30 protein-coding genes and 3 pseudogenes are annotated in these 25,545 nt (G+C 68.6%); 18 read left to right on the forward strand and 15 right to left on the reverse strand.

What is annotated here, in order from left to right; genetic code table 11:
* Positions 1–4: 4 nt before the first annotated feature.
* The 5 genes from V9G19_RS22240 to V9G19_RS22260 all read right to left on the reverse strand — a co-directional run bounded on the left by V9G19_RS22240 (position 5) and on the right by V9G19_RS22260 (position 3,766).
* The gene (locus V9G19_RS22240) at positions 5–727 is read right to left on the reverse strand and encodes an ABC transporter ATP-binding protein (protein ID WP_462287558.1); all 723 of its coding nucleotides are present in this window, start codon (positions 725–727) and stop codon (positions 5–7) included.
* A gap of 11 nt (positions 728–738) precedes the next feature.
* Complete coding sequence (locus V9G19_RS22245; protein WP_462287559.1) at positions 739–1,737, reverse strand: efflux RND transporter periplasmic adaptor subunit; 999 nt, start codon at positions 1,735–1,737, stop codon at positions 739–741.
* Positions 1,738–1,862: 125 nt separating this feature from the next.
* Positions 1,863–2,696, reverse strand: coding sequence for a hypothetical protein (locus V9G19_RS22250; RefSeq protein ID WP_462287560.1), 834 nt, complete (start codon positions 2,694–2,696; stop codon positions 1,863–1,865).
* Complete coding sequence (locus V9G19_RS22255) at positions 2,693–3,262, reverse strand: RNA polymerase sigma factor (RefSeq protein ID WP_462287561.1); 570 nt, start codon at positions 3,260–3,262, stop codon at positions 2,693–2,695. Before V9G19_RS22255 ends, V9G19_RS22250 begins: the two co-directional genes overlap by 4 nt.
* A 279-nt stretch (positions 3,263–3,541) precedes the next feature.
* Positions 3,542–3,766, reverse strand: a complete 225-nt coding sequence (locus V9G19_RS22260) for a hypothetical protein (protein ID WP_462287562.1) — start codon at positions 3,764–3,766, stop codon at positions 3,542–3,544.
* A gap of 493 nt (positions 3,767–4,259) precedes the next feature.
* Here V9G19_RS22260 and V9G19_RS22265 point away from each other — a divergent pair, with 493 nt between their 5' ends.
* The 4 genes from V9G19_RS22265 (at position 4,260) to V9G19_RS22280 (ending at position 7,757) form a co-directional block, all read left to right on the forward strand.
* Positions 4,260–4,649, forward strand: a complete 390-nt coding sequence (locus tag V9G19_RS22265) for a hypothetical protein (RefSeq protein ID WP_462287563.1) — start codon at positions 4,260–4,262, stop codon at positions 4,647–4,649.
* Position 4,650: 1 nt separating this feature from the next.
* Positions 4,651–5,832: an ABC transporter permease gene (locus V9G19_RS22270; RefSeq protein ID WP_462287564.1), complete on the forward strand. Its 1,182-nt coding sequence runs from the start codon at positions 4,651–4,653 to the stop codon at positions 5,830–5,832.
* Between the two features lie 666 nt (positions 5,833–6,498).
* Positions 6,499–6,831, forward strand: a complete 333-nt coding sequence (locus V9G19_RS22275) for a TetR family transcriptional regulator (protein ID WP_462287565.1) — start codon at positions 6,499–6,501, stop codon at positions 6,829–6,831.
* A complete protein-coding gene (locus tag V9G19_RS22280) occupies positions 6,831–7,757 on the forward strand; it encodes an N-acetylglucosamine-6-phosphate deacetylase (RefSeq protein WP_462287566.1) in 927 nt (308 codons plus the stop codon). The genes V9G19_RS22275 and V9G19_RS22280 overlap by 1 nt, the downstream gene beginning before the upstream one ends.
* On the opposite strand, the gene V9G19_RS22285 is transcribed toward V9G19_RS22280, so the two are convergent.
* Positions 7,747–8,106 carry a nucleotide pyrophosphohydrolase gene (locus tag V9G19_RS22285; protein WP_462287567.1) on the reverse strand — a complete coding sequence of 120 codons (360 nt, stop codon included), beginning with the start codon at positions 8,104–8,106 and terminating at the stop codon, positions 7,747–7,749. The genes V9G19_RS22280 and V9G19_RS22285 overlap by 11 nt on opposite strands.
* Positions 8,107–8,256: 150 nt before the next feature.
* Between V9G19_RS22285 and V9G19_RS22290 the strand changes: the two genes are divergently transcribed.
* Positions 8,257–10,998 carry a hypothetical protein gene (locus V9G19_RS22290; protein WP_462287568.1) on the forward strand — a complete coding sequence of 914 codons (2,742 nt, stop codon included), beginning with the start codon at positions 8,257–8,259 and terminating at the stop codon, positions 10,996–10,998.
* Positions 10,999–11,014: 16 nt separating this feature from the next.
* Positions 11,015–11,575, forward strand: a complete 561-nt coding sequence (locus V9G19_RS22295) for a hypothetical protein (RefSeq protein WP_462287569.1) — start codon at positions 11,015–11,017, stop codon at positions 11,573–11,575.
* Between the two features lie 94 nt (positions 11,576–11,669).
* Here the strand turns inward: V9G19_RS22295 and V9G19_RS22300 are convergent, their stop codons facing one another.
* The 3 genes and pseudogenes from V9G19_RS22300 to V9G19_RS22310 all read right to left on the reverse strand — a co-directional run bounded on the left by V9G19_RS22300 (position 11,670) and on the right by V9G19_RS22310 (position 13,200).
* Complete coding sequence (locus V9G19_RS22300; protein ID WP_462287570.1) at positions 11,670–11,924, reverse strand: Ada metal-binding domain-containing protein; 255 nt, start codon at positions 11,922–11,924, stop codon at positions 11,670–11,672.
* A gap of 3 nt (positions 11,925–11,927) precedes the next feature.
* Entirely contained in the window at positions 11,928–12,689 is a 762-nt protein-coding gene (locus tag V9G19_RS22305; RefSeq protein WP_462287571.1) for a 2OG-Fe(II) oxygenase, read from the reverse strand.
* Positions 12,689–13,200, reverse strand: a pseudogene (locus V9G19_RS22310) (methylated-DNA--[protein]-cysteine S-methyltransferase). Before V9G19_RS22310 ends, V9G19_RS22305 begins: the two are co-directional and overlap by 1 nt.
* A 135-nt stretch (positions 13,201–13,335) precedes the next feature.
* Here V9G19_RS22310 and V9G19_RS22315 point away from each other — a divergent pair.
* The 4 genes from V9G19_RS22315 to V9G19_RS22330 all read left to right on the forward strand — a co-directional run bounded on the left by V9G19_RS22315 (position 13,336) and on the right by V9G19_RS22330 (position 15,895).
* Positions 13,336–14,121 (forward strand): cation:dicarboxylate symporter family transporter, encoded by a 786-nt coding sequence (locus V9G19_RS22315; protein WP_462287572.1) that lies wholly within the window; start codon positions 13,336–13,338, stop codon positions 14,119–14,121.
* A 205-nt stretch (positions 14,122–14,326) separates the two neighbouring features.
* Positions 14,327–14,869 carry a Uma2 family endonuclease gene (locus V9G19_RS22320; protein WP_462287573.1) on the forward strand — a complete coding sequence of 181 codons (543 nt, stop codon included), beginning with the start codon at positions 14,327–14,329 and terminating at the stop codon, positions 14,867–14,869.
* A gap of 229 nt (positions 14,870–15,098) precedes the next feature.
* On the forward strand, positions 15,099–15,392 hold the full coding sequence (locus V9G19_RS22325; RefSeq protein ID WP_462287574.1) for a type II toxin-antitoxin system TacA family antitoxin: 294 nt from the start codon (positions 15,099–15,101) through the stop codon (positions 15,390–15,392).
* The gene (locus tag V9G19_RS22330; RefSeq protein WP_462287575.1) at positions 15,389–15,895 is read left to right on the forward strand and encodes a GNAT family N-acetyltransferase; all 507 of its coding nucleotides are present in this window, start codon (positions 15,389–15,391) and stop codon (positions 15,893–15,895) included. Before V9G19_RS22325 ends, V9G19_RS22330 begins: the two co-directional genes overlap by 4 nt.
* Before the next feature lie 26 nt (positions 15,896–15,921).
* Here the strand turns inward: V9G19_RS22330 and V9G19_RS22335 are convergent, their stop codons facing one another.
* Positions 15,922–16,053 (reverse strand): hypothetical protein, encoded by a 132-nt coding sequence (locus V9G19_RS22335; protein ID WP_462287576.1) that lies wholly within the window; start codon positions 16,051–16,053, stop codon positions 15,922–15,924.
* Between the two features lie 92 nt (positions 16,054–16,145).
* On the opposite strand from V9G19_RS22335, the gene V9G19_RS22340 reads away from it, so the two are divergent.
* The 4 genes and pseudogenes from V9G19_RS22340 to V9G19_RS22355 all read left to right on the forward strand — a co-directional run.
* Positions 16,146–16,382, forward strand: coding sequence for an antitoxin MazE5 (locus tag V9G19_RS22340; protein ID WP_462287577.1), 237 nt, complete (start codon positions 16,146–16,148; stop codon positions 16,380–16,382).
* Positions 16,379–16,705: a type II toxin-antitoxin system PemK/MazF family toxin gene (locus V9G19_RS22345; protein ID WP_462287578.1), complete on the forward strand. Its 327-nt coding sequence runs from the start codon at positions 16,379–16,381 to the stop codon at positions 16,703–16,705. The genes V9G19_RS22340 and V9G19_RS22345 overlap by 4 nt, the downstream gene beginning before the upstream one ends.
* Before the next feature lie 8 nt (positions 16,706–16,713).
* Positions 16,714–17,052, forward strand: a pseudogene (locus V9G19_RS22350) (SDR family NAD(P)-dependent oxidoreductase); the annotation flags it as partial.
* Between the two features lie 86 nt (positions 17,053–17,138).
* A pseudogene (locus V9G19_RS22355) lies at positions 17,139–17,240 on the forward strand (SDR family NAD(P)-dependent oxidoreductase); the annotation flags it as partial.
* A 19-nt stretch (positions 17,241–17,259) separates the two neighbouring features.
* Here the strand turns inward: V9G19_RS22355 and V9G19_RS22360 are convergent.
* From V9G19_RS22360 to V9G19_RS22370, 3 genes are read right to left on the reverse strand one after another with little or no spacing between them, the layout of a single operon-like run.
* On the reverse strand, positions 17,260–18,438 hold the full coding sequence (locus V9G19_RS22360; RefSeq protein ID WP_462287579.1) for a type II toxin-antitoxin system HipA family toxin: 1,179 nt from the start codon (positions 18,436–18,438) through the stop codon (positions 17,260–17,262).
* A complete protein-coding gene (locus V9G19_RS22365) occupies positions 18,396–18,635 on the reverse strand; it encodes a HipA N-terminal domain-containing protein (protein WP_462287580.1) in 240 nt (79 codons plus the stop codon). The genes V9G19_RS22360 and V9G19_RS22365 overlap by 43 nt, the downstream gene beginning before the upstream one ends.
* Positions 18,632–18,928, reverse strand: a complete 297-nt coding sequence (locus V9G19_RS22370) for a helix-turn-helix domain-containing protein (protein ID WP_462287581.1) — start codon at positions 18,926–18,928, stop codon at positions 18,632–18,634. Before V9G19_RS22370 ends, V9G19_RS22365 begins: the two co-directional genes overlap by 4 nt.
* A gap of 270 nt (positions 18,929–19,198) precedes the next feature.
* Between V9G19_RS22370 and V9G19_RS22375 the strand changes: the two genes are divergently transcribed.
* Positions 19,199–21,490: a hypothetical protein gene (locus V9G19_RS22375; RefSeq protein WP_462287582.1), complete on the forward strand. Its 2,292-nt coding sequence runs from the start codon at positions 19,199–19,201 to the stop codon at positions 21,488–21,490.
* Between the two features lie 58 nt (positions 21,491–21,548).
* On the opposite strand, the gene V9G19_RS22380 is transcribed toward V9G19_RS22375, so the two are convergent.
* On the reverse strand, positions 21,549–22,070 hold the full coding sequence (locus tag V9G19_RS22380) for a hypothetical protein (protein ID WP_462287583.1): 522 nt from the start codon (positions 22,068–22,070) through the stop codon (positions 21,549–21,551).
* A gap of 135 nt (positions 22,071–22,205) precedes the next feature.
* Here V9G19_RS22380 and V9G19_RS22385 point away from each other — a divergent pair, with 135 nt between their 5' ends.
* Positions 22,206–22,685 carry a hypothetical protein gene (locus tag V9G19_RS22385; RefSeq protein WP_462287584.1) on the forward strand — a complete coding sequence of 160 codons (480 nt, stop codon included), beginning with the start codon at positions 22,206–22,208 and terminating at the stop codon, positions 22,683–22,685.
* 219 nt (positions 22,686–22,904) lie between these two features.
* Here V9G19_RS22385 and V9G19_RS22390 read toward each other — a convergent pair whose 3' ends face one another.
* The gene (locus V9G19_RS22390) at positions 22,905–23,150 is read right to left on the reverse strand and encodes a response regulator transcription factor (protein ID WP_462287585.1); all 246 of its coding nucleotides are present in this window, start codon (positions 23,148–23,150) and stop codon (positions 22,905–22,907) included.
* A gap of 193 nt (positions 23,151–23,343) precedes the next feature.
* Here V9G19_RS22390 and V9G19_RS22395 point away from each other — a divergent pair, with 193 nt between their 5' ends.
* Positions 23,344–25,182 (forward strand): IS1634 family transposase, encoded by a 1,839-nt coding sequence (locus tag V9G19_RS22395; protein WP_462287586.1) that lies wholly within the window; start codon positions 23,344–23,346, stop codon positions 25,180–25,182.
* Between the two features lie 99 nt (positions 25,183–25,281).
* Positions 25,282–25,491, forward strand: a complete 210-nt coding sequence (locus V9G19_RS22400; RefSeq protein WP_462287425.1) for a heavy-metal-associated domain-containing protein — start codon at positions 25,282–25,284, stop codon at positions 25,489–25,491.
* The last annotated feature ends 54 nt before the right edge of the window (positions 25,492–25,545 follow it).

A 25,545-nucleotide genomic window follows, 5' to 3' on the forward strand; every position in this document is an offset into this window, starting at 1 on the left:
TCGCTCAGCTCCGGAGACTGACCACCGCTGGTTCGCGATCGGTGACAAGCTGCCCGTCGCGCATCACGAGAACACGATCCGCCGTGCCCGCCACGTGATCGTCATGGGTGACGACGAGAATGGTTGATCCACCGGCAACGAGCTCACGAAGCAGATCGAGCAGTCGATGGGAGTTGTCGCTGTCCAGGTTGCCGGTCGGCTCGTCCGCCAAGATTACGGCCGGCTCGTTGACCAACGCCCGGGCCACGGCTACGCGCTGCTGCTCACCACCGGAGAGCTTTGCGGGGACGTGGTCTCGGCGGTGTCCAAGTCCAACGCGGTCCAACGCCACCGCGGCTCGTCGACTCCGCTCCGTTCCACTCAACCCTCGATAGCGCAGCGCCACTTCGACATTCGCGATCGCCGACAGATGAGAGATGAGGTGGAACTGTTGGAAAACGAAACCGAGCATGGTCGCGCGCACCATCGTTCGATCCCGATCCGGCAACCCCGAGACATCATGACCATGCAGGAGAACCCGACCGGAGTCCGGGGTGTCCAGCAGGCCGAGCAGGCCGAGCAGGCTGGTTTTGCCCGAGCCCGAGGAGCCCGTCAAGGCGACCATGGTCCCGGCGTGCACGTCGACGGTCACGTGGTCGACCGCGACCACCGGCGCGGCACCGCCATAGACCCGACACAGTTGGTCGCCCACCAGGACGGGCGTGCCGTCAACGGTGCGTGTCTCCACCTGCTCCCCCTTTACATCGGCCCGATTACGACGTCCTGACCCTCGTTGAGCGCGCCCGACACGGCGACATACGCCCCACTCTGTATGCCCGTTCGCACCGGGACACTGCGCACTATCCCATCGCTCGCGCGAACCCGGACGGCAGCCGAACCCTTGCCGTCTTGCACCACTGCAGCGACGGGCACGGCCAACGCGTCCTTCGCTCGCGCAAGAGCGATATCCGCCGAGAGCGTCGTTCCGTCCGCAACCTTGACCGGGGTGCGGACCGTCACGGTCGCGGGGTAGACGGGTTTGTCACCGGTCGTCGCCACGGCCGCAATCCGGTCGATGCGACCCGACAGCGTCCTGGTTCCGAGGTTGATCGACACCGGGTTACCGACCCGCACCCGCGTTGCCTGAGCGGGAGATAGGTCCAGGGAGATCGCCATCGTGGGCCGGGTCAGGCTGATCGCGGTCGCGCCCGTCGCGATGGAGGCTCCCGTCGATACAGAGACGTCACCCACCCGGGCAGGCCACTGAGCGACGGCTACGGAGGCCGGGTCCAGGGTTCCTGTCGCCGGGAGGCGATGGGCCTTTTGCCATTTCGTCAACGCGACCTTAGTCGCGGCGCCGAAGCGACCATCGACCGTGCCCGGCTTGAGCCCCGCACCCGCAAGGCCGGCCTGCAGTTGTTTGACGTCAACGCCACTGTCGCCGGCTTTGAGCGACCTCCAGTACGGATAGCGTCCCGGGGCCGCCACCACCGGTCGTCCTTGGACGCGGAAGAGTTCGTCCCCGGCCGTGATCGTGGAGCCGGCCTTCACAGCGACCGCGGTGACAACTCCATTGCGCGGCGAGCCGACGACGCCCAGGGATGCATACGAGGCCTTTCCGCGCACGCTCGTCCGCTCGGTCAGCGTGCGTCGCTCGACCTTTGCCGTGACCGCAAGTGTGCCCGCGGAGCCGGACGTCGCATCGGGGCGACGAAGCCAGTACCACGCTCCGGCAGCGCCGGCAATGAGGGCGAACACCGCGAGGAATCCGAGCAGGGCACGACCGCGTCGGCGTCTCCGAGGCGGCACCCAGCCCGTGCCTGACTCCGCCCGGACATCCCGCCTGGGCGCGCCGTCGTGATCCGTCTCCGTGCGGGTGGCGGTCAGGTCCGACATTGTGACCCCTCGGTCGTGGTCGCGAAGCGGCCTTGATCGACCACCAAGTGATCCGGTGGTGGAATCCGTGGGTCGCCGTCAAGGACGTATGCCGGGTTGTCCTGGTCGGGCGGCGTGCTCGGCATACCGGTCGCACTGACATACAGGCGAACGGACGTGCTGGACTGCATCTCGGCCCCGGTGACGACGCCGGGAGGTATGGCGCCCCCGGCAGCCGGTGTGATGCTACCGTCTGCGCCCAGCACGAACCAGGTCGTTTGCAGGCCGCGGCTGCGCAGGTCCGCTGCGGCCTTCGTTGCCGGGCTGAGGCCCAAGCCGCTACAGTTCAGCGCCTCTCCGTGTCGAAAAGCACTGGCGCTGTATACGTATGGAGCGTTCTCGGCGGCGATGCCGAGCAGTAGTTCGACGTTGCCGGACTCGCCGGTGTCGAGGGTGAGGGTCTTGCCAACCTGCGGGATTCCCCGGGCCTTGCCCGCGGCATACAGGCCGAGCCAAGACCCCACGGCCGATGGAGACGCGGGTTCTTCACGCACCCGGGCGCCAAGGCCGGCAGCGGCGAGTTCGGCGTTGAGCTTGCCGACGTCCGCGCGGGTGTCGAGCAGAGTGATCGTCGCCGTATGTCCGCTGCGCTCGATCGCGAGGGCCGGATCGGTGCGCAAGACCGCTGGGAGAGCGACAAGTCCGACGGCCAGCGCGGCGGCGGCGAGGACGGCCAAGGGCCGCGGCGACCACTGGCGCGGTGCCCGGCGCGGCTGGGGAGCGTGGGAGCGCTCGATCGCGGACACCAGTTCTCCCCTGAGCCGGTCTTCGAAGCTGGTCATGGTGCGGCGATCTCCAATCGTGATTCCAGCGCCGCCAAGCCACGCGCGACCCGAACGCGGGCGGCGCCCACGGAGCAGCCGAGGCGCTCGGCGACCTCGGCATACGTCAGGTCTTGCCCAACGCGCAGGATCAGGGCTTGGCTGAGGGCGGGCGAGAGTTCCTGCAAGGCGTCGCGCAGCGCGGCGAACATGGGCTCCAAGTCGACGAGTTCCTCAATGCGGGCGAGGTCGTCCTCGCCGAGGGCGACCGGCTGCATCCCCAAGCGATCCCGGGCCCGGGTCTCCACCGCCTGGCGCCGCATCGCGTTGGCTAGCTGCCGTCGTCCGATGCCCACCAGCCAGGCCCGGGCCGGGGCGCCGGTGTCGCGATACCTCTTGCGCTGGATGAACGCCGCGGCGAAAGTTTCTGACGTCAGGTCCGCCGCCATTTCGGCGCAGAGGGTGCGGCGATAGAAGTAGCCCAACATGGCGCGCACGTGTCGGTCGTAGAAGACCCCGAACGCTTCGGCATCATGCCCCGAGTCGGCCAGGAGTTGGGCATCAGTGCGGGAATCCTTCTCGCTCACTGGCGCTCACCTCCTGTCGGTCGTGTCGTCGCCGCGGTGGCCTTCTGGCCCTCGTCGGTTCAAGCCCTTGCCGGTCACGCGAAGTAATGGTTCGGGTGCGCGATCGTGTTACCTGACTCGGAGATAACGGTGCCAGGGGCGGAGAATCGACGCGACTTGAACACGTGTCAGCCAGGGAGGACGCAGCGACAGGGCCGGGACCCACGAGTCCCGGCCCTGTTGTCCTCGGTCGGTGGCGCGGTAGCCGACCGCGGCACAGCGAGGAGCTTCGGCGGTTCCTCAGCAGCGGTTGGCGTAGTTGAACCCGGTGGCCTCGTCGGTCCACAGGTGCCAGTGCTGCCCGTACTGATCGTTGCCGTGGCCCTGGTAGCTGTTCCAGTGGTAGTGGCCGTGCGCGGTCACCCAGTCGTAGTGGCTGGTGAACCCGCAACCGTGCGCTGACGCGGGGGCAGCCGCGCCGACGGCGATGGCTCCAGCCGCACCGACAGCTGTTGCGATGGCCACAAACCTGTTCCTGCTCATTGTCGTTCCCTTCTGCGGCGGATATGGATGTTCGCGGCAACCCCACGCCCTCCAGGACGGGCTGTCGTGAACCGGCCCGAGCATCGTGGGTCCTTGGGATCAGCCGTCAGTCCCGATCGGGTCACTCGACGAGGCTCCCGGCTCACCGGCTGATACCGATGCCATGGCCTCTCGCCGAGGGCAGGTAACACCCTTGGGTGCTCTTGCCATGTCTTCACGAGGCAACGCACCCGCCCGGGTCGATGCCAGCCGACATAGGAGGCCAGCCTTGATCCAATCCCCAACGCAATCGCGACGCGCCAGGCAGACGCCGCGGCCTCGACGGGCTAGTTTCGGCAGTGGCATCGTGGCCGGAGCCCTCGCCCTGGGCGTCCTCGCCGCCTGTGACCCGCCGGCAGGCTCGGGAACCACGACGTCATCGGCATCCCCCTCAGGGTCCGCGTCGGCGGCAGGGCAGGACAAATACCAGTCCTGTATGGCAGCGGCCGGCTGGTCCTCGGCCGACATCTCCCGGCTAGAAGGAGAGATTTTCCAGCCGTCGCCGAGTTCTACACCCGACCCCTCGGCCGAGAAGTTCCGCGGCGACCTGCTGCGCTGCCAGCGGGATGCAGGCATCCTGCCCGACGATGACAACGGCGGATCGGTGGACCCAAGCGCGGCGAATGTCGCGATCGGCTCCTTTGTAACATGTATGCGGACGCGGGGCTGGGATCTGGCCGATCCCAAGCCAGGGCCTGATGGCGCCCTCGTGCCGCCTGCACCGCCGGAAAACCTTGGCGCACAACAGGAGGCGTTCAACACCGACCAGATCAGCTGCCTCAGCGACAGCGGTTTGGTCCAAGGCGGTCCGACCGAAGGCGGCTGACGTGCGCGGTCTTGGCGACACGGCATACCTCGCGTGGATGGCGCTGCGCTCCCGCCGGTTGCGCACGGCTCTGGCGACCTTGGGTCCGTTGATCGGCGTCCTGACCATCGTCGCGACGACCACCTACTCCAGCAGTGCTGCGGCCCAGGTGGACGCGGCTTTGCGCCAGGCGGGTTCGGACCTGGTCGAGGTCGAGGCGCCGCAGGTGCCCGGGGAGAACGACCCGAGGTTGCCGGCGGAGGCACTGCAACGCGTCCTGGCGGTGCCCGGGATCGAGTCGGCCGCCCCGTTGACCCGAGTGTCCAATGCGACCATTGCGGGGAACCGACTGGGCGGAGTGCAGGAAGCCGGAGCACTCGTCATCAATGGCACCGGCCCCGGGCTGCGTGCCGTGGCGGGGGTCGGGCTGGCACAGGGTCGGTTCCTGACCGCATCCGATGAAAACGCGAGCGCGCCAGTCGTTGTCGTCGGAGCCAAGGCGGCCCAGATCCTCGGGGTGCGTCCCGGGATCCCGCAGTCCGTGCGCATCGGCGACGATGACTTCGGCATCGTCGGCGTGCTCACCGCGTCGACCTTGACGACGGTCTTCGATCGCAGTGTCTTCATCCCAACCTCCACCGCGCGGACGATACTGGGAGTCGACCCGCGTCCGACCAGCTTGATGTTGCGCGTGGATGGTGACGCTGTCAGCCACGTCGTCCCGGCGCTAGATCGGGCGATTACCTATGGTGTGGGCTATCCGCCACGGGTCATGGTCCCCGCGGACTTACTTCGGGCACAGGCGGAAATCGACGCAACGTTGCGTTGGGTCATCCTGGGAACGGGCGGGCTGGCGCTGCTCGTGGGTGGGCTCGGGATCGCGAACGTGCTAGCCATGTCCGTCTTGGAGCGGGCGCCGGAGATCGGTGTTCGGCGGGCCCTGGGCCACAGCCGCGGGCACGTCGCCCTGCAATTCGTCGGCGAGGCACTGCTCATCGGATTGCTCGGCGGGGTCATCGGCGCCGCGCTCGCGATCGGTGGTGTTTGGGCGGTGATCAGTCACCGTGGGTGGCCCCTGGCCACCAGCGGGCCGGCGATCGCCGCGGGCATCCTGCTGGGCATTCTGGTGACCGCCCTCGCTGCCCTCCACCCGGCCGTGGCTGCAGCCCGGATGGACCCCATGCGCGTCCTGCGTCCGGGCTGATGCCGCCGCGCCTGGGCGTGGAGGCGCCCGGACTGCGATATCGTCCAGTTCCGTGGCCGCCCGGCTGGAGCTGTCGTCGCTCGCCGATTGACGGCCGTGTTGGTCGGGCAAGGTTCCCCAACCCCACACGGGTACAACGGAATCCGGCACATCCCCATACTCAGCCGGATCGACCAGCTCCTCAACGGCGCAGACGTGGTGCCAGTCGGCGCCAGGGTCGAAGAGGTAGCCGAAGCGGATGCCCTCGGTGACCACCTGCGAGACCGGCGTCGTCAGCGGCAGCGTTGCCGGGACCGCAGCGAGCCCCTCCAGCCGACGCGAGGCCGACGCCGGATCACCGATGAGCGTCCCGTCCAGCAGCGTGAACTGCCGCTGGTGCGCCAGGTCCCAGCGCCCCAGGGCGCGGTCGATCCCGTCGCCCAGCTGCTCGAATGACGTCCCGGGCGGGATCAGGAGGATCCGGCCCGGCCGAGGCGAGAACCGCTCACCGCGCCCCGAGACCAACTCCACGCGAATCGTCAACTTGCGCTTCGACATGCCCCAAGCTTTGCGTATGCTGGGCCTCCCGTCACCCCGTCGAGACTCCTCGGCGGGCAGGATGGCAAAGCGGGTTATCGGCGGCGGGGGGAAGCTGCGTCTCCTTTGCCACATGAGACATTACTTCTCATGTCATCGCCAGGTCAGGCGGGTCCGGGCCAGCGGCTCGTCGATACCGCCGTGGCGCGCATCCGCGCGGAGGGGCTGACCGTCTCGCTCGAGCACCTCGGCCTGGAATGGATGATCGCCGAGGCGGGAGTGTCGCGGGCCACGGCCTACCGGCACTGGCCGACGAAGGCCGCCTTCCTGAGCGAGGTCCTGTTGACCGTCGGGCGCACGACGCACCTCGAGGGCGAGACGCCCGCGGAGGTCGCCGGGCTGCTGAAGCTGATCGCGGACAGCAGCGGGACGCGGCGGCCGGATGGGGGTCTGCGTGATGGCGGCGGATGGGGGTCTGCGTGATGGCGCCGGATGGCTTGGTTGATCTGCATGCCCACGGCGGCGTCGGGGCAACCTTCGGGGCAGATCCGGTTGCGGCCCAACAGATCGTCGCCCACCACCGAGCGCAGGGAGTGGCTGCGGTGGTGGCAAGCCTGGTCACGGCAAGCGGCCCTGACCTCCACGCGGCTGTTGGCGCGTTGGCGGCCCTTGTCGCCGAGGGCGCCCTCGGCGGCATCCATCTCGAAGGTCCCTTCCTCAGCCCCGTCCGCCACGGAGCGCACGACCTGAGGCTGCTCCAACTGCCCGACCCCGGTTTGGTCGACCTCCTGGCCGGGGCTGCGGCCCAGGGCGGCGCCCCGAATGCGTTAGTGCACTGGACCTTTGCGCCGGAGCTGCCCGGGTCCGAGGCACTGGTGCGACGGCTGGTGAACCACGGCATACGACCCGCGATCGGGCACACCGACGCGGACGCTGCGACCGTGCAGGCGACGATCGGCGCGATCACCGACGGGCTGGGGCAGCCGGCGCTGGTGACGCATCTCGGCAACGGGATGCCGCCCTTCCATCATCGCCGCGGCGGCCCGTTCGCGGCCGCCCTGGCCGGCGCCGCGCGCGGCGACGCCATCGTCGAGGTCATCGCCGACGGCACCCATCTCGACGACGACGAAGTCGTGCGAATGATCTTCGAAACCGTTCCGGCAGAACGGATCGCGCTGGTCTTCGATGCCATCTCCGCGACCGGCCTCGGCGACGGGGAGTGGACGATCGGGACGATGCCGGTCACCGTGCGCGCCGGGGTGGCCACCATCACGGGCACGTCGACCATTGCCGGCTCCACCTCGACGCTGGCCGACATCGTTCGGCGCTGCATCGACGTGATCGCCCTCGACCCGACCTCGGTGCGCACCGCGGCGACCACGACGCCGCGCTCGGTGCTCAGTCCTTGATCGGCGCGGTGCCAGTGACGTCGTCGACGGGGAAGCGGCGCCGGCCGTGATCCAGTTTCGCTCGCGCGACGGTCAACAGGTCGATGTCGAGAGTGTTGGCGAGGGTGGCGAGATAGATCAGGACGTCGGCCAACTCCTCCCCAACCCGCGTATGCAGTGGCTCGGCCGCCGCTCGCTGCCGCGCCTCGTCCGCCGGCAGCCACTGGAAGAGTTCGGCGAGTTCGCCGACCTCACCGACCAGGGCGAGGAGCACCGACTTCGGGTCGTGGAACTGGCCCCAGCCCCGCTCCCGCGCGAAGGCGCGCACCTCGTCCTGGAAAGCGGCTAGCGTCGGGTGAGCGATCGGCATACCTGTCATCATTGCGCCTGTCAGCACGGCGTCTCGGACCGGCATCATCGACCGCCGCGAGCCACCGCCTCGGCCTCCTCGGCGACGAACGGCCACCTTGCCCCGTCGCGGGCTCACGTCGGCAAGCCCGCGCATGCGACGATCGACCGTATGCCGATGCCTCGCCTGCCGCAGCTGCTGACCAGTCTCGACGGCGAGACCCATGCGGCGCGCTGCCGCCGGATCGTCGATCTGGCGAGAGTCGGTCGCGGCACGCCCGAGCTCGGCCAACTCATCGATGAGCTTGCGGCCCAAAGCGATTACCACGCGGTGCTCGCCGTGGTGGCGGCTGCGGTGGCGGGCGATGAGCCCCGCCTGGACCGGCTCGCCCACCATCCGTCCGGTCGCGTCGCGCGGGCCGCCCAAGCGGGCCTGCCGTTGACCGGGGCGGCCGAGGTGATCGCCGGACGCTATCGCGAGGCGTCGCCCAACGACCGGCGATTGCTGCGCCGGCGGCTCGGTCGGGAGGGCCGCACCGACGTCGTCGACCAACTCATCCGGTCGGATATCGACGACACCGAACGGGCCGGGCTGCTTGCCGCGGCAACCGCGCAGGTGGCCGCGGAGTACCTGCCGGATCTCGCGGACCTCGTGCCCAACCTCGCCTCCGTGACCCACCGGCACCTCGGCCTGGTGCTGGCGCACCTGCGCGAGCGCACCCTCGGGGCGCCGCCGCCCCAGCGCGACCACTGGTGGGCCTGGGCCGGACCGGCAATCGGGCAGCTCATCGCCGAGCACCCGGCAGCGGTCCTCGAGCTGCTCGAGACCGCCGGCCCGTCCACAGTGCTGACCACCGACGTCACGCGCCACCTCGGCGCGCTCATCCGGCACGATCCCCACCGGGCCGCCACGCTCTTTGCCCACCCGCGCCACCCCATCGGCTACCGCGTCCCCGCGGGACTGCTGACGTATGCCGGGCTGCTCGCCCCCGGCGACCGCGTCGCCATCGCGCGGCGCCTGCTCGACCGCGACGACCTGCTCGCCACCTTCCTCGACGCCCTGCCACCATCCGAGCGAGCGGCGACCTTCGACGCCGCGATCGTCGATATCGGTGTCGACCAACGCATCTGGTCCGACGCACTCCTCGAGGTGCTGCCACACCAGGTGCGCCACCGGGAGGCACGCCGCATCCTCACCCTGCCCAGCGTTCGCGCCAACACGCTGGCGACGATCTCCTTCCAGGGTTTCCTTCCGGCTGCTGAGGCCGGTGAACAACTCGCCGGGAGCCGACGGGCGGCCGACGCCGAGGAGCGAGCGGCGGCATCCGCATCCTTCCTGCTCGCGAGCGCCCGAGAGCGCCGACCTGCCGCTCTCACAACAGCGTTGGCGACCCTCGACGGCCTGCGCGACGAGCGCGACCCCGTCCGCCTCGCGGCGGCGAACGCGCTCGCCCGAATCCCTGGATGGCTCCTGGCCGAGACGGGAATCGACCGGATCGAGGCCTTCGCGCACAGCGCGGCCGAAGCCCGCGACACCTCGCCCGCAACGATCCACAGCCTCCTGGGGGCTGCGTGGGTGGTCATTCGCGAGGCCATCGGATCCGGCGACATCGCACTGGCCCGGCAGGGACTGGAGATGGTCGACACCCTGGCCGGTCCCACCGGGCGGCTCTGGTTCCCCTCCTTCGAGGGCATGCCGCGCGGCGGCGAGGCCCTCGTCATCGAGGCCCTCCTGCCCCGGCTGCGCACGGCCGCGGCGAAAGACAACTATGGGCTGCTGTTCACCCTGTGCGCGGCGCTTGGCAAACGAGCCTGGGGCGCAACGCAACTCGACTCCCTCATGCACAAGGCCCTGCGCGCGCCACAGGACGCCAATGTGCGCGCCGCCGCCGAGCACTGGCTCGCCGATCCGGCCACCCGCGCCACCCGGGTCGGCGAGGCGCTGCGGATCGACGAGTCCCTCGCCGTGCTGCCGATCGTCAGCAACACCCTCAGCGCCAGCCGGCAGGACCTGCTCGACATCCTCTGGAAGCGCACCTCCCTCACCGGCCGGTTGTGGGGCCGCAAGCCGGCATTCGTCCCGATCCTGCCCGGCCCATTCACGCGATGGTTGCCCCGCCAAGTACAGGGGTATGCCGCCGCGCTCGATGCGCTGCTCGCCACCGAGGGCACGGCGACCTGGACGGCCAGCCGGGCCATTCGCACCCTGGGTCGCCTCCCGCAGATCGGCACGGTGGCCCTCGAGCCCTACCTCGCCTCGCCGGACACCGCTCGCCGCGAGGCCGCCCTCGGCGCCCTGGCGTGGACCGGCCGGCCCCGCGATGCGCTGCCCCGGCTGCTTGCCGTGCGCTCCGGCGACGACGTTCGCGTGGCGATGTATGCCGCAGGGCGCTGTCTGCGCGACACTCCTGGTCGCGTCGCCCTGCCCCTGGTGCTCGACGTCCTGCGCGATCCAGCCACGAAGGTCACGGCCCGCAAGGAGGCCGTGCGGCTGCTCGGCCGGATTCGCGAACCGGAGGCGCTCGTCGAACTGCTTGCCATCGGACTCGACGACTCGACCCACCGGGACGTGCGCTTCGCGGTCACCCGGACCCTGCGCGCCTGGCTGGACGACGAGCGCTCGTGGCAGGTCCTTGGGCGGGTCGCGCAGTCGGGACGGGAGGGTGCGCTCTCGATCGCCGAGACGTTTCCGCAACTCCTCGCCGAACGACACCGCGCGGCCTACGCGCGCCTGCTCGTGCCCGGCGCGGTCATCCGGGGAGCCAGCGCTCGTCAGCTCGCTTGGCGGCTGGGCCCCGTGGCTCCCGGAGGCGATCGCGTTGCTCGGCAAGCTGGTTGCCGACACCCACGCCGCGGAGCCAGCGACGGCGGCCCAGGCGATCCGGCAGGGTTTGCGCGCGGGCGCACCCGCTGACGCGATCCTCCAGACGGTGCGTGAGCTATCGGCGCGCGCAGTGGATCCCGAAGAGCCGTCTGCCGAAGCCGAGATGGACCTGCCTGCGAGGCAACGCCTGTCCATCCTCGTCCGGGCAGTGACAGATCTGCCGACCATCGAAATCGGCGCGCACAGAGGACTGTTCGCGGACATCGTGGCGCAGCTCACGGCATACCCTGATCTGCGCGGACTGGCCCTGACCGTCGCCGCGCGTGCCATCGACTGGGAGGCACCACTGCCCGGGTTGGAGGCGGTGATCGGCCTGGTCGACGAGCCGTTGCGCTGCGCCGACCTGCGCTCCGCGGTGGCGGAGGCCGTCGCTCGCCATAGCGACCCGCCCACGCCGGCGCTGTCCGAAGCAGTGGACGAGATCCTGATGCGCGACACGCTCGCGGCGGGCACAGCCGCGCTGACCGTCGTCGCCTGGGCGGGCCCGCAGGCCGGTTGGAATGCACTCTGGCGCAACAAACTCCGCGTGCTACGGACTAACCCGTCCCTCACTCTCGCCGGCTGGGCCCGCGACATCGTCACCGGGCCGCCGACCGAACCAAGGTGACTGCCAAACAACCCTCTCGGCAGCCCGGCCCGAGATCGGGTAGGTCAGTGGTCGTCGGAGTGACCGATGACCTTCCCGATGCCAGACCGGTGACTCACGGTGGGCTCGCCCAGGCACGGTAGCGATCGGGGCAGCAGACCGCGCACGGCCGGAAGCCGGCGGTAAGCGCGGTGGCCTCGTCGGCAAATAGGACTCGGTTGGCCACGTAGCCACCGCGAGCGATGGCCCGCAGCGCCGCGGGGCAGTCGAGGCGGCCGTAGATCTCCCCGCGCCGGTGGCCGCCCCAGGTGCCCTTGACCGGCGAGAGGTAGGGCCGGCCGTCGGCGCCGATGAGCGTGTAGCCGGCCATGGGTCACGCGGCGTCGTGGAAGACCAGGGCGAGGGTATGCCGCTGCCCCGAGCGGACCGCGGAGACCCCGTGCCGCACGGGCGCGGCCGACCAGCCCCGGGTCGACCGCACCGGCCGGTCGCGCGTGGTGAAGACATAGCCGTGGCCGAGCGGCAGCAACGTGGCCGTGCCCCGCGACTGCGCCCGCGGGCGTTGTTCGAGCAGAAGGAATTCCCCGCCGGTGTGGTCGACGCCGGGTTCGTTCAGGTTCACGACAACCTGGAGCGGGAAGACGAGGTCGCCATACAGATCCCGGTGCAGCGCATTCCAATCCGTCGCGCCGTAGCGCAGCAGGATCGCCGTCGACTTGGTCTGCCCGGCCGCGTGGCACATCCCCAGCCACTCATCGAGCGTGTCCTGCCACGGCGCCGGCCGGCCGAGCTTGGTCCACCAGTCGCGGGAGATCGGCAGCAGACGCGGATAGAGGGCCTGCTTCAGCCGCTCGACCGGCTCGGGGTAGGGCGCGTGGAAGTAGCGATACTCCCCCTGCCCGAACCGGTGCCGCGCCATCGTGACCGTGCTGCGGAACAGCTCGTCACGGCCATACAGTTCCCGCAGCGTCCGTGCCTCTTGCGGCGAAATCAGTTGCGGGAGCAGCGCACCGCCATACTCATCCAGCTCCGCTTTCACCGACCCCCAGTCGGCCGACTCAACCCGCTCGCGCCACCGATCGGGGTATGCCGTGGAGCGGGTCATCGGTCGCCTCTCGGTCGTGGTCGCGGTCATCAGAACAGCCGCCCCGCGCTCACGGGTGCCGGCTCCTCGAGATCGAGCAGGGCCCGCTTGCGCGTCAGCCCGCCCGCGTAGCCGGTCAGCGTGCCATCGGCACCGAGGACGCGGTGACACGGGATCAGATGCACACCGGGTTAGCCCCCACCGCCTGCCCGACACGGTAGGCCAGCGAGCGGTCGCCGAGCCGCTGCGCGATCGCGCCGTAGGTCGTCGTCTCGCCGAACGGAATCTGCGCGACGAGACCCCAGACCGCTTGTCGGAAGCCGTCGCCCACCGCGGCGATGGCCAGGTCGAACTCGCTGCGCGTCCCCGCGAGGTATTCGCCCAGCTGGGTCGCAGCGCGCGCAAGCACCGGGTCCGCAACGGGGGCGACGGCCGGACCGAAGGACTCCTGCGCCGGGCGGCGGATGTGGTGCCGGAAGTACAGGCCGGTGATGTCCGCGCCGGTGGCCACGAACGTGACCGCTCCCAGCGTGGTCTCGATCTCGGTATGCCGTGTGTCCATCGCTCGTGCCTTCCGCTCGGTTGCATCGTCACCCGGTAGACGCCCGAGGCGCGAGAAATGTGAGTTCGGATCTCACGCCTCAGTCCGGGGCGGGGCCCTGACGGCGCCGGCCGCGGCGTCGGCCTGCCCAACGGGATGCCTGCGCAGCACGCGATTGAGCAGCAGGCGAAGAAGCCGTGGTATCGGCAGTTGTACTTCTGGGTGATCACCGCCATCGTCATCGGCATCATCCTCGGCTGGTCGGCCCCCTCGATCGGCACGGAGATGGAACCGATCGGTACCACGTTCGTGGCAGCGATGCGGATGCTCATCGGCCCCATCGTCTTCTTGACGATCGTCGGCGGCATCGCCGGCGTCGCGGATCTGAAGAAGGTTGGCCTGACCGGTCTGAAGGCGATCGCCTACTTCCAGGTCGGCACCATCGTGGCGTTGGCCTTCGGCCTGCTCGCCATCACACTCTTCCCGCTCGGCAACGGCATGAACGCCGATGTCTCGGGGCTGCAGACGACGGAGAAGGCGCAGTCCTACATCGAGTCTGGCCAGTCTCAGCAGTGGTGGCAGTTCCTGACGCACATCATCCCGGAGAGCTTCGTCGCCCCGTTCGTCGAGGTCGACATCCTGCAGATCATCTTCCTAGCGGTGATGTTCGGCGTCGCCTTGAATCTTGTTGGGAGCGTTGGCGAACCGATCCTCGACGGCATACATCGGCTCACCGCAGTCTTTTTCAAGATCCTCAACATCATCATGAAGGCGGCACCGGTCGGTGCCTTCGGGGCGATGGCGTTCGCGGTCGGCAAGTATGGCGTGCAGTCGCTGTCGAATCTCGGCACGCTGATCCTGCTCTTCTATGCGACGTCGATCCTGTTCGTGATCCTCGTGCTGGCCCCCGCCACGGGTGCCGCTGCGGCCCTGGCCGTCTGAGTCCTGGACATGACAACGATGGTGAGGATGTTGCGGGCACGCAACTCCGCTGCAGAGGAAGTCGAGGGTGCTCGACAGCCGGAGGCGACCAGACCTGCGACCGAGAACCCTGCGTCGGCCTGTGGATAACTTTGGGCGGCGTCACCCACGGAGTGTCAGCATGGACCGATGGCGCTCGCGGACGAGGTGAGGGACGCTGACTTCCGTGACGATCTTGCCCAGGAGCCGGCCGCTGACGCGGACGGACCTGGAGGCGGTGCCCGACGACGGGCACCGTTATGAACTCATCGACGGTGTCCTGCTCGTGACGCCGGTTCCCTTGCTGCGCCACCAACGCGCATCCTTCCGGTTGGGCCTGGTCCTAAGCCAGGCCCTCACGGCGGGCCTGGAGATTCTGGCGGCGCCGTTCGACGTCGTGCTGGCCGACGACACGGTGCTACAACCCGACCTCTTGGTCGTTCGCCAGGCCGACTTGACCGAACGCAACCTGCCCGGAGCGCCACTATTGGCCGTCGAGATCCTCTCCCCCAGCACGCGGCGGATCGACCTTCTGCTCAAGCGCTCACGTTATGAGTCCGCCGGCACTCCCTCCTATTGGGTGATCGATCCGGCCGAGCCGAGCATCATCACGTGGGAGTTGCGCGACGGGGTGTATGCCGAGGCCGGGCGCGCAAGCGGCGAGCAGTCCCTCACGGTGCAGTCGCCCTTCCCGGTTACCGTGTGCCCGGAGCGGTTCGTTGTCCCCTGAGCCGGCCTCAGGCGCGCCGGGCGCCCTGGGCTGTCGAAATGAACCGCGAGGACATCGCCGGCTGCGCAAGGTGCGCGATCGGATTGACTATGACTTCGCCGAGCCGCTCGACATCTGGGGCGACCTCGCCAGCCTCTGGTGGTGAAGAACTTCCGCCGAAGGTGAGCCGGGCTGGGGAACGTGAGGCGCCTCGTTTCGTATAGTATTCCGCTATACGAGAGGGGTGAGCGTGAGCACGTCATCCGTTCGATCCGCCAAGACTCAGCAGATCAACTTTCGCGCCACAACGAGGCAGGCTGAGTTGCTTCGGCGCGCCGCCGCGGTAACCGACTCGACCCTCACCGATTTCGTCTTGGACAGTGCGGTGGTGCGCGCTGAGCGCATCCTTGCCGATCGGCGGTGGTTCGCCGTGACCGACGAGCAGTGGGACGAATTCACGGCAGCGATCGACGAGCCACTGGCCTCCACGGCCCGCTTCCAGGAGCTGAAGCGGCGGCCTGATCCGTTCACCGACGACGAATGAGCGGTGGCGTTAGCCGACCCCGGAAGCTGTCCGCGCGAGACCTGGTGGAGGAATTCCGCTCTGGCGCACCTGAGTTGGACGAGTGGTTGGTCAAGTACGGCTGGGAGAACCTCCGAGCCAACAACGCCGTCACCTATGTCACGACGATGAATGACCGCGTCGTCGGCTATTACGCAATCTCCGTGGGTGGGGTCGAACTGACGGGCGTCCCGTCGGCCCTGAAGAAGGGCACCAGGCCCGATCCGTTGCCGGTCATCGTGCTGGCCCGGCTCGCCGTTGATCTCTCGCTGGCTGGGCAGGGCATCGGCGCGGGTCTGCTGCGCAACGCCCTCGAGCGCGCAGCGCAGCTGAGCCAGACCGTCGGCGCGGCGGCGCTCCTTGTGCATGCGCGTGACGATACGGCTCGCGACTTCTACCTCAGGAACGGGGACTTCATCGCCTCGCCCCTCGCCGAGTTCCAACTCATGGTCTCGATGAAGGCCTTGCGCTCGCAGTTCCTGTGACATGAGCCGCGACGCCCCAAGCCGGCTCACCGCCCGCTGCGGGAGGCACTGTCACTGATGGGTGCGGCGGTATGCCGCGGTGGCCAGGGCGCGAAGATGCAGCCGACCGCCATACAGACATCGGTGACGCTTTGGTCGGTGTTGCGCGCTGGCGTCATCGCCACGGATCGTGCCGTCAGCTCGATCGCGCTTGCCTTGCGTCGGCGTCAATGGCCGCGGCGTCATCAGGCGGTCGTGCCACACTAGTGGCATGAAAGCGCGACTAAGCACGACGGTTGACGCGGACTTGCTCGATCGGGCGCGCAAGGCCGGCGACCACCGCACGGACGCCTCGCTGGTGGAGGCCGCACTCACGGCCTACCTTGCTGCCCATCGGTCCGCGGAGATCGACGCGGCATACGGCCGGGCGTATGCCGAGAACCCACTGGACACCCCCGATGCCTGGGGCGACCTCGCCAGCTGGCACCGGGCCATGGAGCGGGCGTGACGCCGGAGCACGCCGAGGCCTGGTGGTGCGAACACCCCGAAATTGGCCGCCGGCCGGTGATCGTGCTCTCCCGCTCGAGCGCCGTGAGCGCACGTCGGCGTGCTGTGGTGGCCCCATGCACGACGGTTCACCGTGGCTTGCCCAGCGAGGTCGAGCTGGACCCGAAGGTCGACCCCGTGCCGCGCGCCTGCGTCGTCGCAACCGACTCGCTGGAATCCGTCCCGGCCTCGCTCCTTCTCGAGCGTCTTGGCCGACTCGCCGACAACCGAATGCGGGAAGTTTGCGCGGCGATCGCCGTGTCCTTGGATTGCTCCGGCGGCTAGGGGTGCGGATGAGCGAGTTCGGCAGGCGCACGGTCGTGGTCACCGGCGGCAGCAGCGGGATCGGGCTCGCCACGGCGATCGCGTTCGCTGAGCGCGGGGTTCGGGTCGCGATCCTCGCGCGCGACCGCGCCAAGCTCGAGGCGGCGGCAGATCTAATTGCGGCGCAGGCCAATGGTCGCCGCCCGCTGACGATCTCGGTCGACGTCGCCGACCGGGAAGCCGTCTTTGCCGCGATGGATCGCGTTGCGGCGGAACTCGGCCCGCCGGACATTCTGGTCAACTCGGCAGGCATCTTCGTGCCGGGCGAGTTGGTCGACATGGACGAACGGACCTTCCGCAGCCATCTCGACATCAACGTCCTTGGGACGACGTGGGCAACGCAGGCGATCCTTCCGCGGATGGCGGAGCGGGGGGCGGCGGACACATCGTCAACGTGGCGTCCGTCGCCGGGTTCGTCGGGCTCTACGGCTACACCGCGTATGCCGCGTCCAAGTTCGCCGTCATCGGCCTGTCCGAATCCCTGCGGCAAGAACTCAAACCGCTCGGCATCGCCGTCAGCGTCGTCTGCCCACCCGACGTCGACACCCCCGGTCTCGCCGCTGAACTCGCGCTGCGCCCCCGTGAGACCGAGCGCCTCGCCGGCGGCAGCAAACCCATCGACCCGGCCCGAGATCGTGTAGGTCATTGGTCGTCAGAGCGACCGATGACCTACACGATCCTTGGTCAGTGAGGTGGCCGAGAACGCGTAAGTCATCGACGCGGGCGACGCCATTTCGAGCAGCAACCGCACGCCATTGCCCGACCGCCGACGTCACCCGATCGATCCTTTCGCGGGCCCGGGGTGGCGGCACACGGCATACGGCAGCGAAGTCCATGATCGCCTCCACCTCCTCGGCAGCAGAGACGACACCGAGGACGCTCGTTGCTCGGGGACGGTGCAGATCCGGGTGGGGGTTGATGTCGAAAACGGGGCTCAACGTCCAACCGCCCGGCGCGCGCAGGAGTCCGTGGTTGCGCAAGTGGTCGTCGGTGTTGTGCACGGCCACGCTGAAGACCACCCGCGCGAACAACTCGGCGAGGTCCCTGTTGACCGCTGAGCCGGACTCGATGAGGTGCTGGGCGATGTCGTCGTAGTCGCGGTCGTCGCCGTCGCGAGCACCGAGCAGGGTCATGGCGCTGATGTACCCGCGCCGCCTATCACCGGCGTCACGGTCGAATCGCTCGACAAGCAGCACCGTGCGGGACCCGACAACCGTCAGCCGCGAGGTGGGGACTCGCAGCCCGGCGGCGCCGGCCAGATCCAGCATGGTTTGCTCCCACGCCATGACATCCCAGTCATCGGCGGCGTGGGGGAATTTGGCGATGAGCAACTGCCCGTTGTCACCGCGCACCGACGCCTTCGGTCGGGCGCCGCCCAACGAGCCCGAGCCCGCGTCGAGCAGCGCCTTGACCGCGGCGAGATCGTCACCGGCGTTCCGGTCACCGACAGCATCCGCAGCGCCGAGCAACCGGGGCAGCGAAACCAGCTTGGGCACGTCCGTTCCCGGGGCCAGGAACGGCCCCTCATCCTGGGCGAACCGCAGGTTGCCTTGACGGGTCAGGTCGCTGACGCCGAGGAGGTAGTCGAGGTCGGTTGCCGAGGGCAGCCGCTGATCGGTCTGCCGCTGCAGCGCCCGGCGCCGCTTGTCGATCAGCTTGCGCCCCAGCGGTCCGGAGCGCAGTCCGAAAAGCACCCCGGCAGCCCCTCCACATAGTGCTGTCCGGCGTGCCGAGGCAGCCCCGGCTCGATGTCATAGCTGCGCGGATCGGCCAGGTATGCCGCGTCGTAGGCGAATGTCGTGCTCACCCGGCCGCGCGCGAGGGTGACGTATGCCGTGCCCACCGCCACCGGGTGCCCGGCGATGTCGACGTGGACCCGGATCGCGGTCACTGCCGAACTCGCTTCGGCAAGGCTGCGGCGGCGCGGGCCCGGCCGAGGTCGGTCTGGAACGGGTCGAGGGCGTCAACGACGCGGTCGAGTGCGCCCAGGGCGCGCGCCACCGCGAGCACGGTGCCCCACGAGACCCCGGGGTCCCCGTGCTCGAGGCGCCGCAAGGTGTCCCGCGAGATGTTGGCGCGCTCGGCGACCTGCACCGCGGTGAGGCTCTGCATCCGGCGCCAGGCCGACAACTGCGCGCCAATGTCCCCTGCGGCCCGGGTCACCCGAACGGGGTTCCGCTTCATCTCTGCTCCTTTAATGACTGCTTTTTCAGTCATTAAAGCTGATAGCGCCAGTAAATCAGGGGGCTCTATGGGCGCGCACCGCCTCAATGTCGAACCGCGGATCGCCGGCGTTGCCGCGATGGCGTACGACGATCGCAACCACCGGTTCACCGGAGGTCCAGGCCGGTGCGACGATGTTCTCCGGCGCGATCGACGACGACCACGACGCCGACGACGACGACAGCACATGACAGCCGGCCATCCCGGCCCTTCGCTCGAAAGGTGATGCACATGGCCCTCTCCGCACCAGATGAGCTGGCCCAGCTTCTTGGCGGCGCCACACCTCCAGTGCGTGGGCATGGCGCGGTCGCCCTGCCCACCGAGGGATTCCGCCTGACCGTCGACGGCATCGGGGACATCGCACTTCCGGTCACCCCGGCCAAGGCCAAGGCGCTGATCCGGTTGGCCAGCCCCGCGGCATACGGACGCCAGGAGGAGACCCTCGTCGACGCCACGGTGCGGGACACCTGGCAGGTGCCAACACGCGGTGTCCACGCAGGATGGGCTCACGGGTTCGAGGAGATCATGGAGTCCTGCCGGGTGGCGCTCGGCTTGCGCCCGAGCTGCGCGCTCACGGCCGAGCTGCACTCCCTGCTCGTTTATGAGAAGGGGCAATTCTTTCTCGCGCACCAGGATTCGGAGAAGCGCGACGACATGGTCGGCACGCTCGTCGTCACGCTGCCGAGCGCACACCAAGGTGGCGATCTGATCGTTCACGCGGCTGACGGACCCACGGCATACGCCGGACACCGCCACGAACTGAGCGGCGTCGCTCTCTATGGCGACCTGGTTCACGAAGTCACTCCGCTGCACAGTGGCTACCGAATCACCTTGACCTACAACCTCTTTCGTGCCGGGACGGAGGCGCCCACGCATGCGCACGGCCCGGTCGCGGACGCCAGCACACTCCTTCGCCGGCACTTCACATCCCCGTTGATCGCACGCTGGTCCGGCGATGATCCGAAGCCGGCGACCCTGCTCGTCTACCACCTCGATCACCACTACACCCCGCGAGCGATGGCGTGGACGCGGCTCAAGGGGCGTGACGTGGCGGCGGTCGAGTTGCTGCGCGAGGCTGCGGATCGCGCCGACTGTGAGGTGGCGCTGGCCCTGACCGATGTGCACGAGACGTGGAATGCGATCAGCGGTGATTCGGGTGGGTATCGCAACCGCTGGGACGACGACTCGTGGGATGAGGACGACTACGACGACGAGGAAGAGGACGACCTCGAACTCGACTCGCTCGCCGATTCCGAGGTCCTTATTACCCATTGGCGCCCGCCATGGACCACGGGTGTCGAAGAACCAGGCTTGCGCGTCGATACGCGTGCGGTGTGCGCGTTCACGCCGTCGCACGCGCTCACGCCGTACGACTCCGATCATCAGGGCTACATGGGCAACTACGGCAACACGATCGATCGGTGGTATCACCGCGGGGCGGTCGTGGTCTGGCCGCGTCGCCTGCGCTTCGCGGTGCGTGCCGAGGTCTCCACGAGTTGGGCGATACGTGATGTGCGCGAACGCCTGTCGCGGGGCGAGCGGGAGAGCGTCGCCGCTGATCTGGGGACTGTGCGGTCGAGCTGGGGCGCGCACCTACGCAGCCTCGGGCAGGACCGGACGGCCGGACTCGCCGATGTCCTCGACATCGCGGACCGGCTCGAGGACGCTCCACTCGCGCAGTCCCTGCTCGAAACCTTTGCCATCGATGACCTCCGGCCGGAGCACGCCGGCCCGTTGGAGCGTGTGCACGATCGGTATGGCGAGACCTGGCTGCAGACGCTGCTGACCGAATGGGCCGACCGGATTCGCTACGACCACAGCACGAGAGATGACTGGCTGGTGGCATTGCCGGACCTGGTGATCGCATTGCGCGCCAACGCGATCGCCACTTCGATGGTCGAACTCACCTGGCCTGGTCTGCGATCCCGGCTTCGGGCCGCGCTCGATGCTGCGTCGACCCGACGCTGGCGCGGGGTGCTGTCCGACCTCGGACGGCCGGTAGCGGGCCTACTGCGCGCGGCAGCACTGACCGACGCCCACGTGGTCCGGGACGAGATCCTCGACACCCTGCGAAGTAGCCCCTCCGGGATCGTCGCCGTCGTTGCGACGCTGCAGGACGCGAGCAGCTGGCCGACGGCCGACCAGGAGGCGGCGAAGGCGTGCGAGCTCGCGGCATACGCCCAAGAGACGTTGCGAGCGCGCCTGGAGCAGCCTCCCCGCACCCTGGACGACTGGTCCATCGCGCCACCGCAAGGCTGCGACTGCCCGCTGTGCGACACCCTTGCGAGCTTCCTCACTGACCGCAAGCGGGTCAGCTTCGAGTGGCCCATCGCCGAAGCGAAGCGCGCCCACATTCACGGCCGGATCGAATCCGCCGAGCTCCCGGTGACGCACAAGACGCGGCGGTCGGGACGGCCATACACGCTCGTTCTGACCAAGACGGCGGATCTGTTCGTCCGCGAGATCGACGACCGTCGCGATGCGGAGATGACCCTGGACCGCCTCGTTGCCACGTGGCGCTGACTTCGGGTCGTATGCCGTGGCCCGGGCAAAGTTGCCGACGACAAGAACCGGGGAACGGTCATCCCCACGGCAGCACGTCGCCGGCGACCAGCGTGCGCGTGGTGACGACATTGTCGGATGCGACGATCAGGAAGAGTTCACGCGTGTCGCCGCGCAGGGCGGCGATGGTGCCATCGACGCGATGGTCGAAGGTGAACGCGGCGAAGTCCGCGCGTCCGTCTGTGCTTGCGAAGGCGCCGGGCCGCAGGAAGTGATTAATCAGGTAGGTCAGCTCGTAGACCGCTGAGTTGGACTTCTCGATGTCGGACCAGTGCAGACACCGGCCCCCGACGCACGGTTCCCAGTCGCACCGGCCCACTCCCGACGCGCCACGGCTGGGCCACGACCATCCACCACCCGTATGCTTCGTGGCGATGGCCGACGACTCGTGTTCCGCGGATGGGTTCATCGGCACGGCATACGGATCGTCGGGATGGAAGGCGCGTTGGGTACGCCGGAAGGCACGCAGCCACTCGACTTCCTCCGGGTTGAGCCGCGGGCGGACGTCGAGGCGCCCCAAATATGATGTGCTGTAACCCATTTCGTCTCCCAAATTGTTTGGCGCAAATAGCGTGAGCTCAGCCAACCACGATGGCCTCAACGCCGCATAGGCTTATCCACAGGCCTGTGGATAAGCGCCGGAGGCCCGGATCGCAACGCGGCACACTTGCTGCCCATGAGACACCAATTCCTTTGGGATTTAAAGGATCCCGCGGCCACGCTCGCCGACATCCTGCGCACCTCCGACGCCGGTCTGGGTGACGTCGTCATCGCCCATGTCGACCTCGAGAGCCAGCACGTCACCGGGACCCACGTCATGCCCCCGGACACGCCAGCATCGCGTCCGGCCGACGACCCGGATCTTGACCTCTCCGATCGGCTGCGCCGCATCGCCGAAGAACTCGCACCCGAACGAGAATGGACGGGCGATCGCCGGGGCCCGATCACCGGCTTCCTGTTCACCGTCGTATGCCGCGACGGTCGCGTCGTCGACACCGCGGTGGAGTGGCGCTGGATGAACGCCTGGTGGTTCAGCAATCAGAACACCACGGCGTTCACCGGGGATGTGTACGTCGTGACCCCGCACGGATGGACGGGAATTCTGGACACTCGCGCCGGCCTTACGCCGACCTTGCGGCAGCTGCGCGCCTGTTGACCCGGTAGGTCATCAGGACGTGGCGAGCCAGTCCCGGCGACCACCAATCCCCGTGCCATTTCTCGAAATTGGCCAGTTCCGCACCAATCTGAAGTTCGGACTTTTCGAGAAATGGCGAATCCACGGGCGTGTCGGTTCGCGGCAGCGGGGCACGGAGACCCCATATCCGTCCACGTCGACCGGCTGCTGCCAGTTCCCACGACAGGCGCCGCAGCCGCCTCAGCCCCGGGTGTGCCACGTCGCGATGCCGACGCGCGAGGTGAGGTCGAGCTTGCGCAGGATGCTGCTGACGTGGCTCTCGATCGTGCGCTCAGAGAGGGTGAATTGTTCGGCGATGGCGGCGTTCGAGAGGCCTTCGGCGACGAGCGCCACCACCTCCCGCTCCCGCGGCGAAAGCGGCGACGGGGAGGCCAGTTTGTCGAGTTCCGTCGCCGCGGCCGTCCGGAAGGGCTCGGCGTTGAGCACCGTTCGCTGCCGCGTGACATCTTCATGCCTTATCGACTAAGCCGAAGTTGCGAGTGGTTTGAGGGCTGATCCCCGTTTTGACCTGCAGTGATGCGGCTTCTAACCCCTCGGTGTGTCGTCACTAAAGTGGATCGATCGATCCGGCACGGTGTGATATTTTGGCGGTATGGCGAAACGTGGTGGAGCGGTTCATGTGACCACGCACCGTCGTCACTATGTTGGTAAGGACGGGGTGGCCCGGGACTACGAGACCCACCTGTTGCGGCGTTCCTGGCGGGAGAACGGCAAGGTGCGCAACGAGACGGTCGCGAACCTCTCCCACCTGCCGGCCGAGCTGATCGAGGTGATCCGGGCCTGCCTGGCCGGGCAGGCGTTCATCCCGGCCGACCAGGCCGCCACCATCACCCGCTCCCTGCCGCACGGGCATGTGGCCGCGGTGTGGGCCCAAGCCCGGGCCCTGGGCCTACCCGGGCTACTCGGGCCGCCCGGGCGGGCCCGGGACCTGGCGATGGGGCTGATCATCGCCCGAGTGCTGGCACCCGGCTCGAAGCTGGCGACCATCTCCTGGTGGGCCGACACCACCCTGGGCGTCGACCTCGACCTGGCCGGTGCCTCCACCGACGAGGTCTACGCGGCGATGGACTGGCTACTCGGGCGCCAGGACGCGATCGAGAAGCAGCTGGCCCGGCGCCACCTGGCCGCCGACGCCAACCCCGCCCGGATGGCGCTGTTCGACCTATCGTCCTCGTGGATGGAAGGCAGCCACTGCCCACTGGCCCGGCGCGGCTACTCCCGCGACGGGAAGAAGAACCGCACCCAGATCGAGTACGGGCTGCTGACCGATCCGGCCGGTCGCCCGGTCGCGATCCGGGTCTTCCCCGGCAACACCGCCGACCCCACCGCGTTCATCGAGGCCGTCACCCTGGTGCGGGACACCTTCAAACTCACCGAGATGGTCATGGTCGGCGACCGCGGCATGATCACCACCGCCCGGATCACCGCGATCCGCCACACCAACACCGACCCGGCCACCCGAGCCGACCTCGGCTGGATCACCGCGCTGCGCGCCCCCGCGATCAAAACCCTTGCCGCCGAGGGCGGCCCGCTTCAACCAACCCTGTTCGATGAACACAACCTGGCCGAAATCAGCCACCCCGACTACCCCGGGGAACGGCTGATCGCCTGCCGCAACCCGTTCCTGGCCACCGAACGCGCCCGCAAACGCGAGGACCTGCTCACCGCCACCGAAACCGCCCTGGCCCCCACCCAGCGAGCAGTGGCCGAGGGCCGGCTAGCCGGCGCCGACACGATCGGCCTGCGGGTCGGCAAACTCCTCAACAAATACCCGATGGCCAAACACTTCGACCTGACCATCACCGACACCACCGTGGTGATCACCCGCAAAACCAGCCAGATCGCCGCCGAAGCCGCCCTCGACGGCATCTACGTGCTACGCACCCCAACGCCCGCCGAGACCCTCACCCCCGCCAGCATCGTCCAGGCCTACAAAAACCTCGCCCACGTCGAACGCGACTTCCGCAGCATCAAAGCCACCGACCTCGACCTGCGCCCGATCTACCACCGCCTCGAAGACCGCGTCCGCGCCCACGTCCTGATTGTGATGCTCGCCGCCTACCTGACCTGGCACCTACGCGCCACCCTAGCCCCCCTGACCTACACCGACGAACACCCGCCAACACCCGCCGACCCGGTCGCCCCCGCCCACCGCTCCCCAGCCGCGGACCGCAAAGCCTCCCGACACACCGACGACCACGACCAGCCCGTGCGGTCCTTCCCGGCCCTGCTCAAACACCTCGCCACCCTGACCCGCAACGACCTGCGCTACGGCACCGACCACACCACACCCCTCGTGCCCACCCTGGCCGAACCCACCCCCCACCCAACGCCACACCTTCGCCCTCCTAAACGCCCCCATCCCCCTAACCATCAACGGCAAGTAGACAGAACCACCAACACCCAAACCAGCGAACCCCCTGCCCAGCAGGGGGTTCGCCACGTCAACCAGCCGTAACTTCGGACTAGTAACGGCCGTTGCGGAATACCCCTAGTAGGTATATCGTTGGAGGTGTCGATACCCTGTAGGGGTATTTGAGAGAAGGGATGCATTTCCATGACCACGACCGAGTACTCCGTGACCGGGATGACCTGCGGACACTGCGAGCAGGCCGTCCGCGAAGAAGTCAGCCAGGTCCAAGGCGTCGAGTCCCTCGAGGTCAGTGCCGCTGAGGCCCGCCTCGTTGTCACCTCCACCGACGAACTCGACGACGATGCCGTCGTCGCCGCCGTGGAGGAAGCCGGATACCACGCCAAGCGGGTCTGATCTGACCGGCACGCTCACGCCCAGGCAGCAGCGCGCCGGAGCGCCGACCGACCA

Origin of the sequence: Nostocoides sp., assembly GCF_037045025.1 — a bacterium.
Classification (GTDB): domain Bacteria; phylum Actinomycetota; class Actinomycetes; order Actinomycetales; family Dermatophilaceae; genus Nostocoides_A.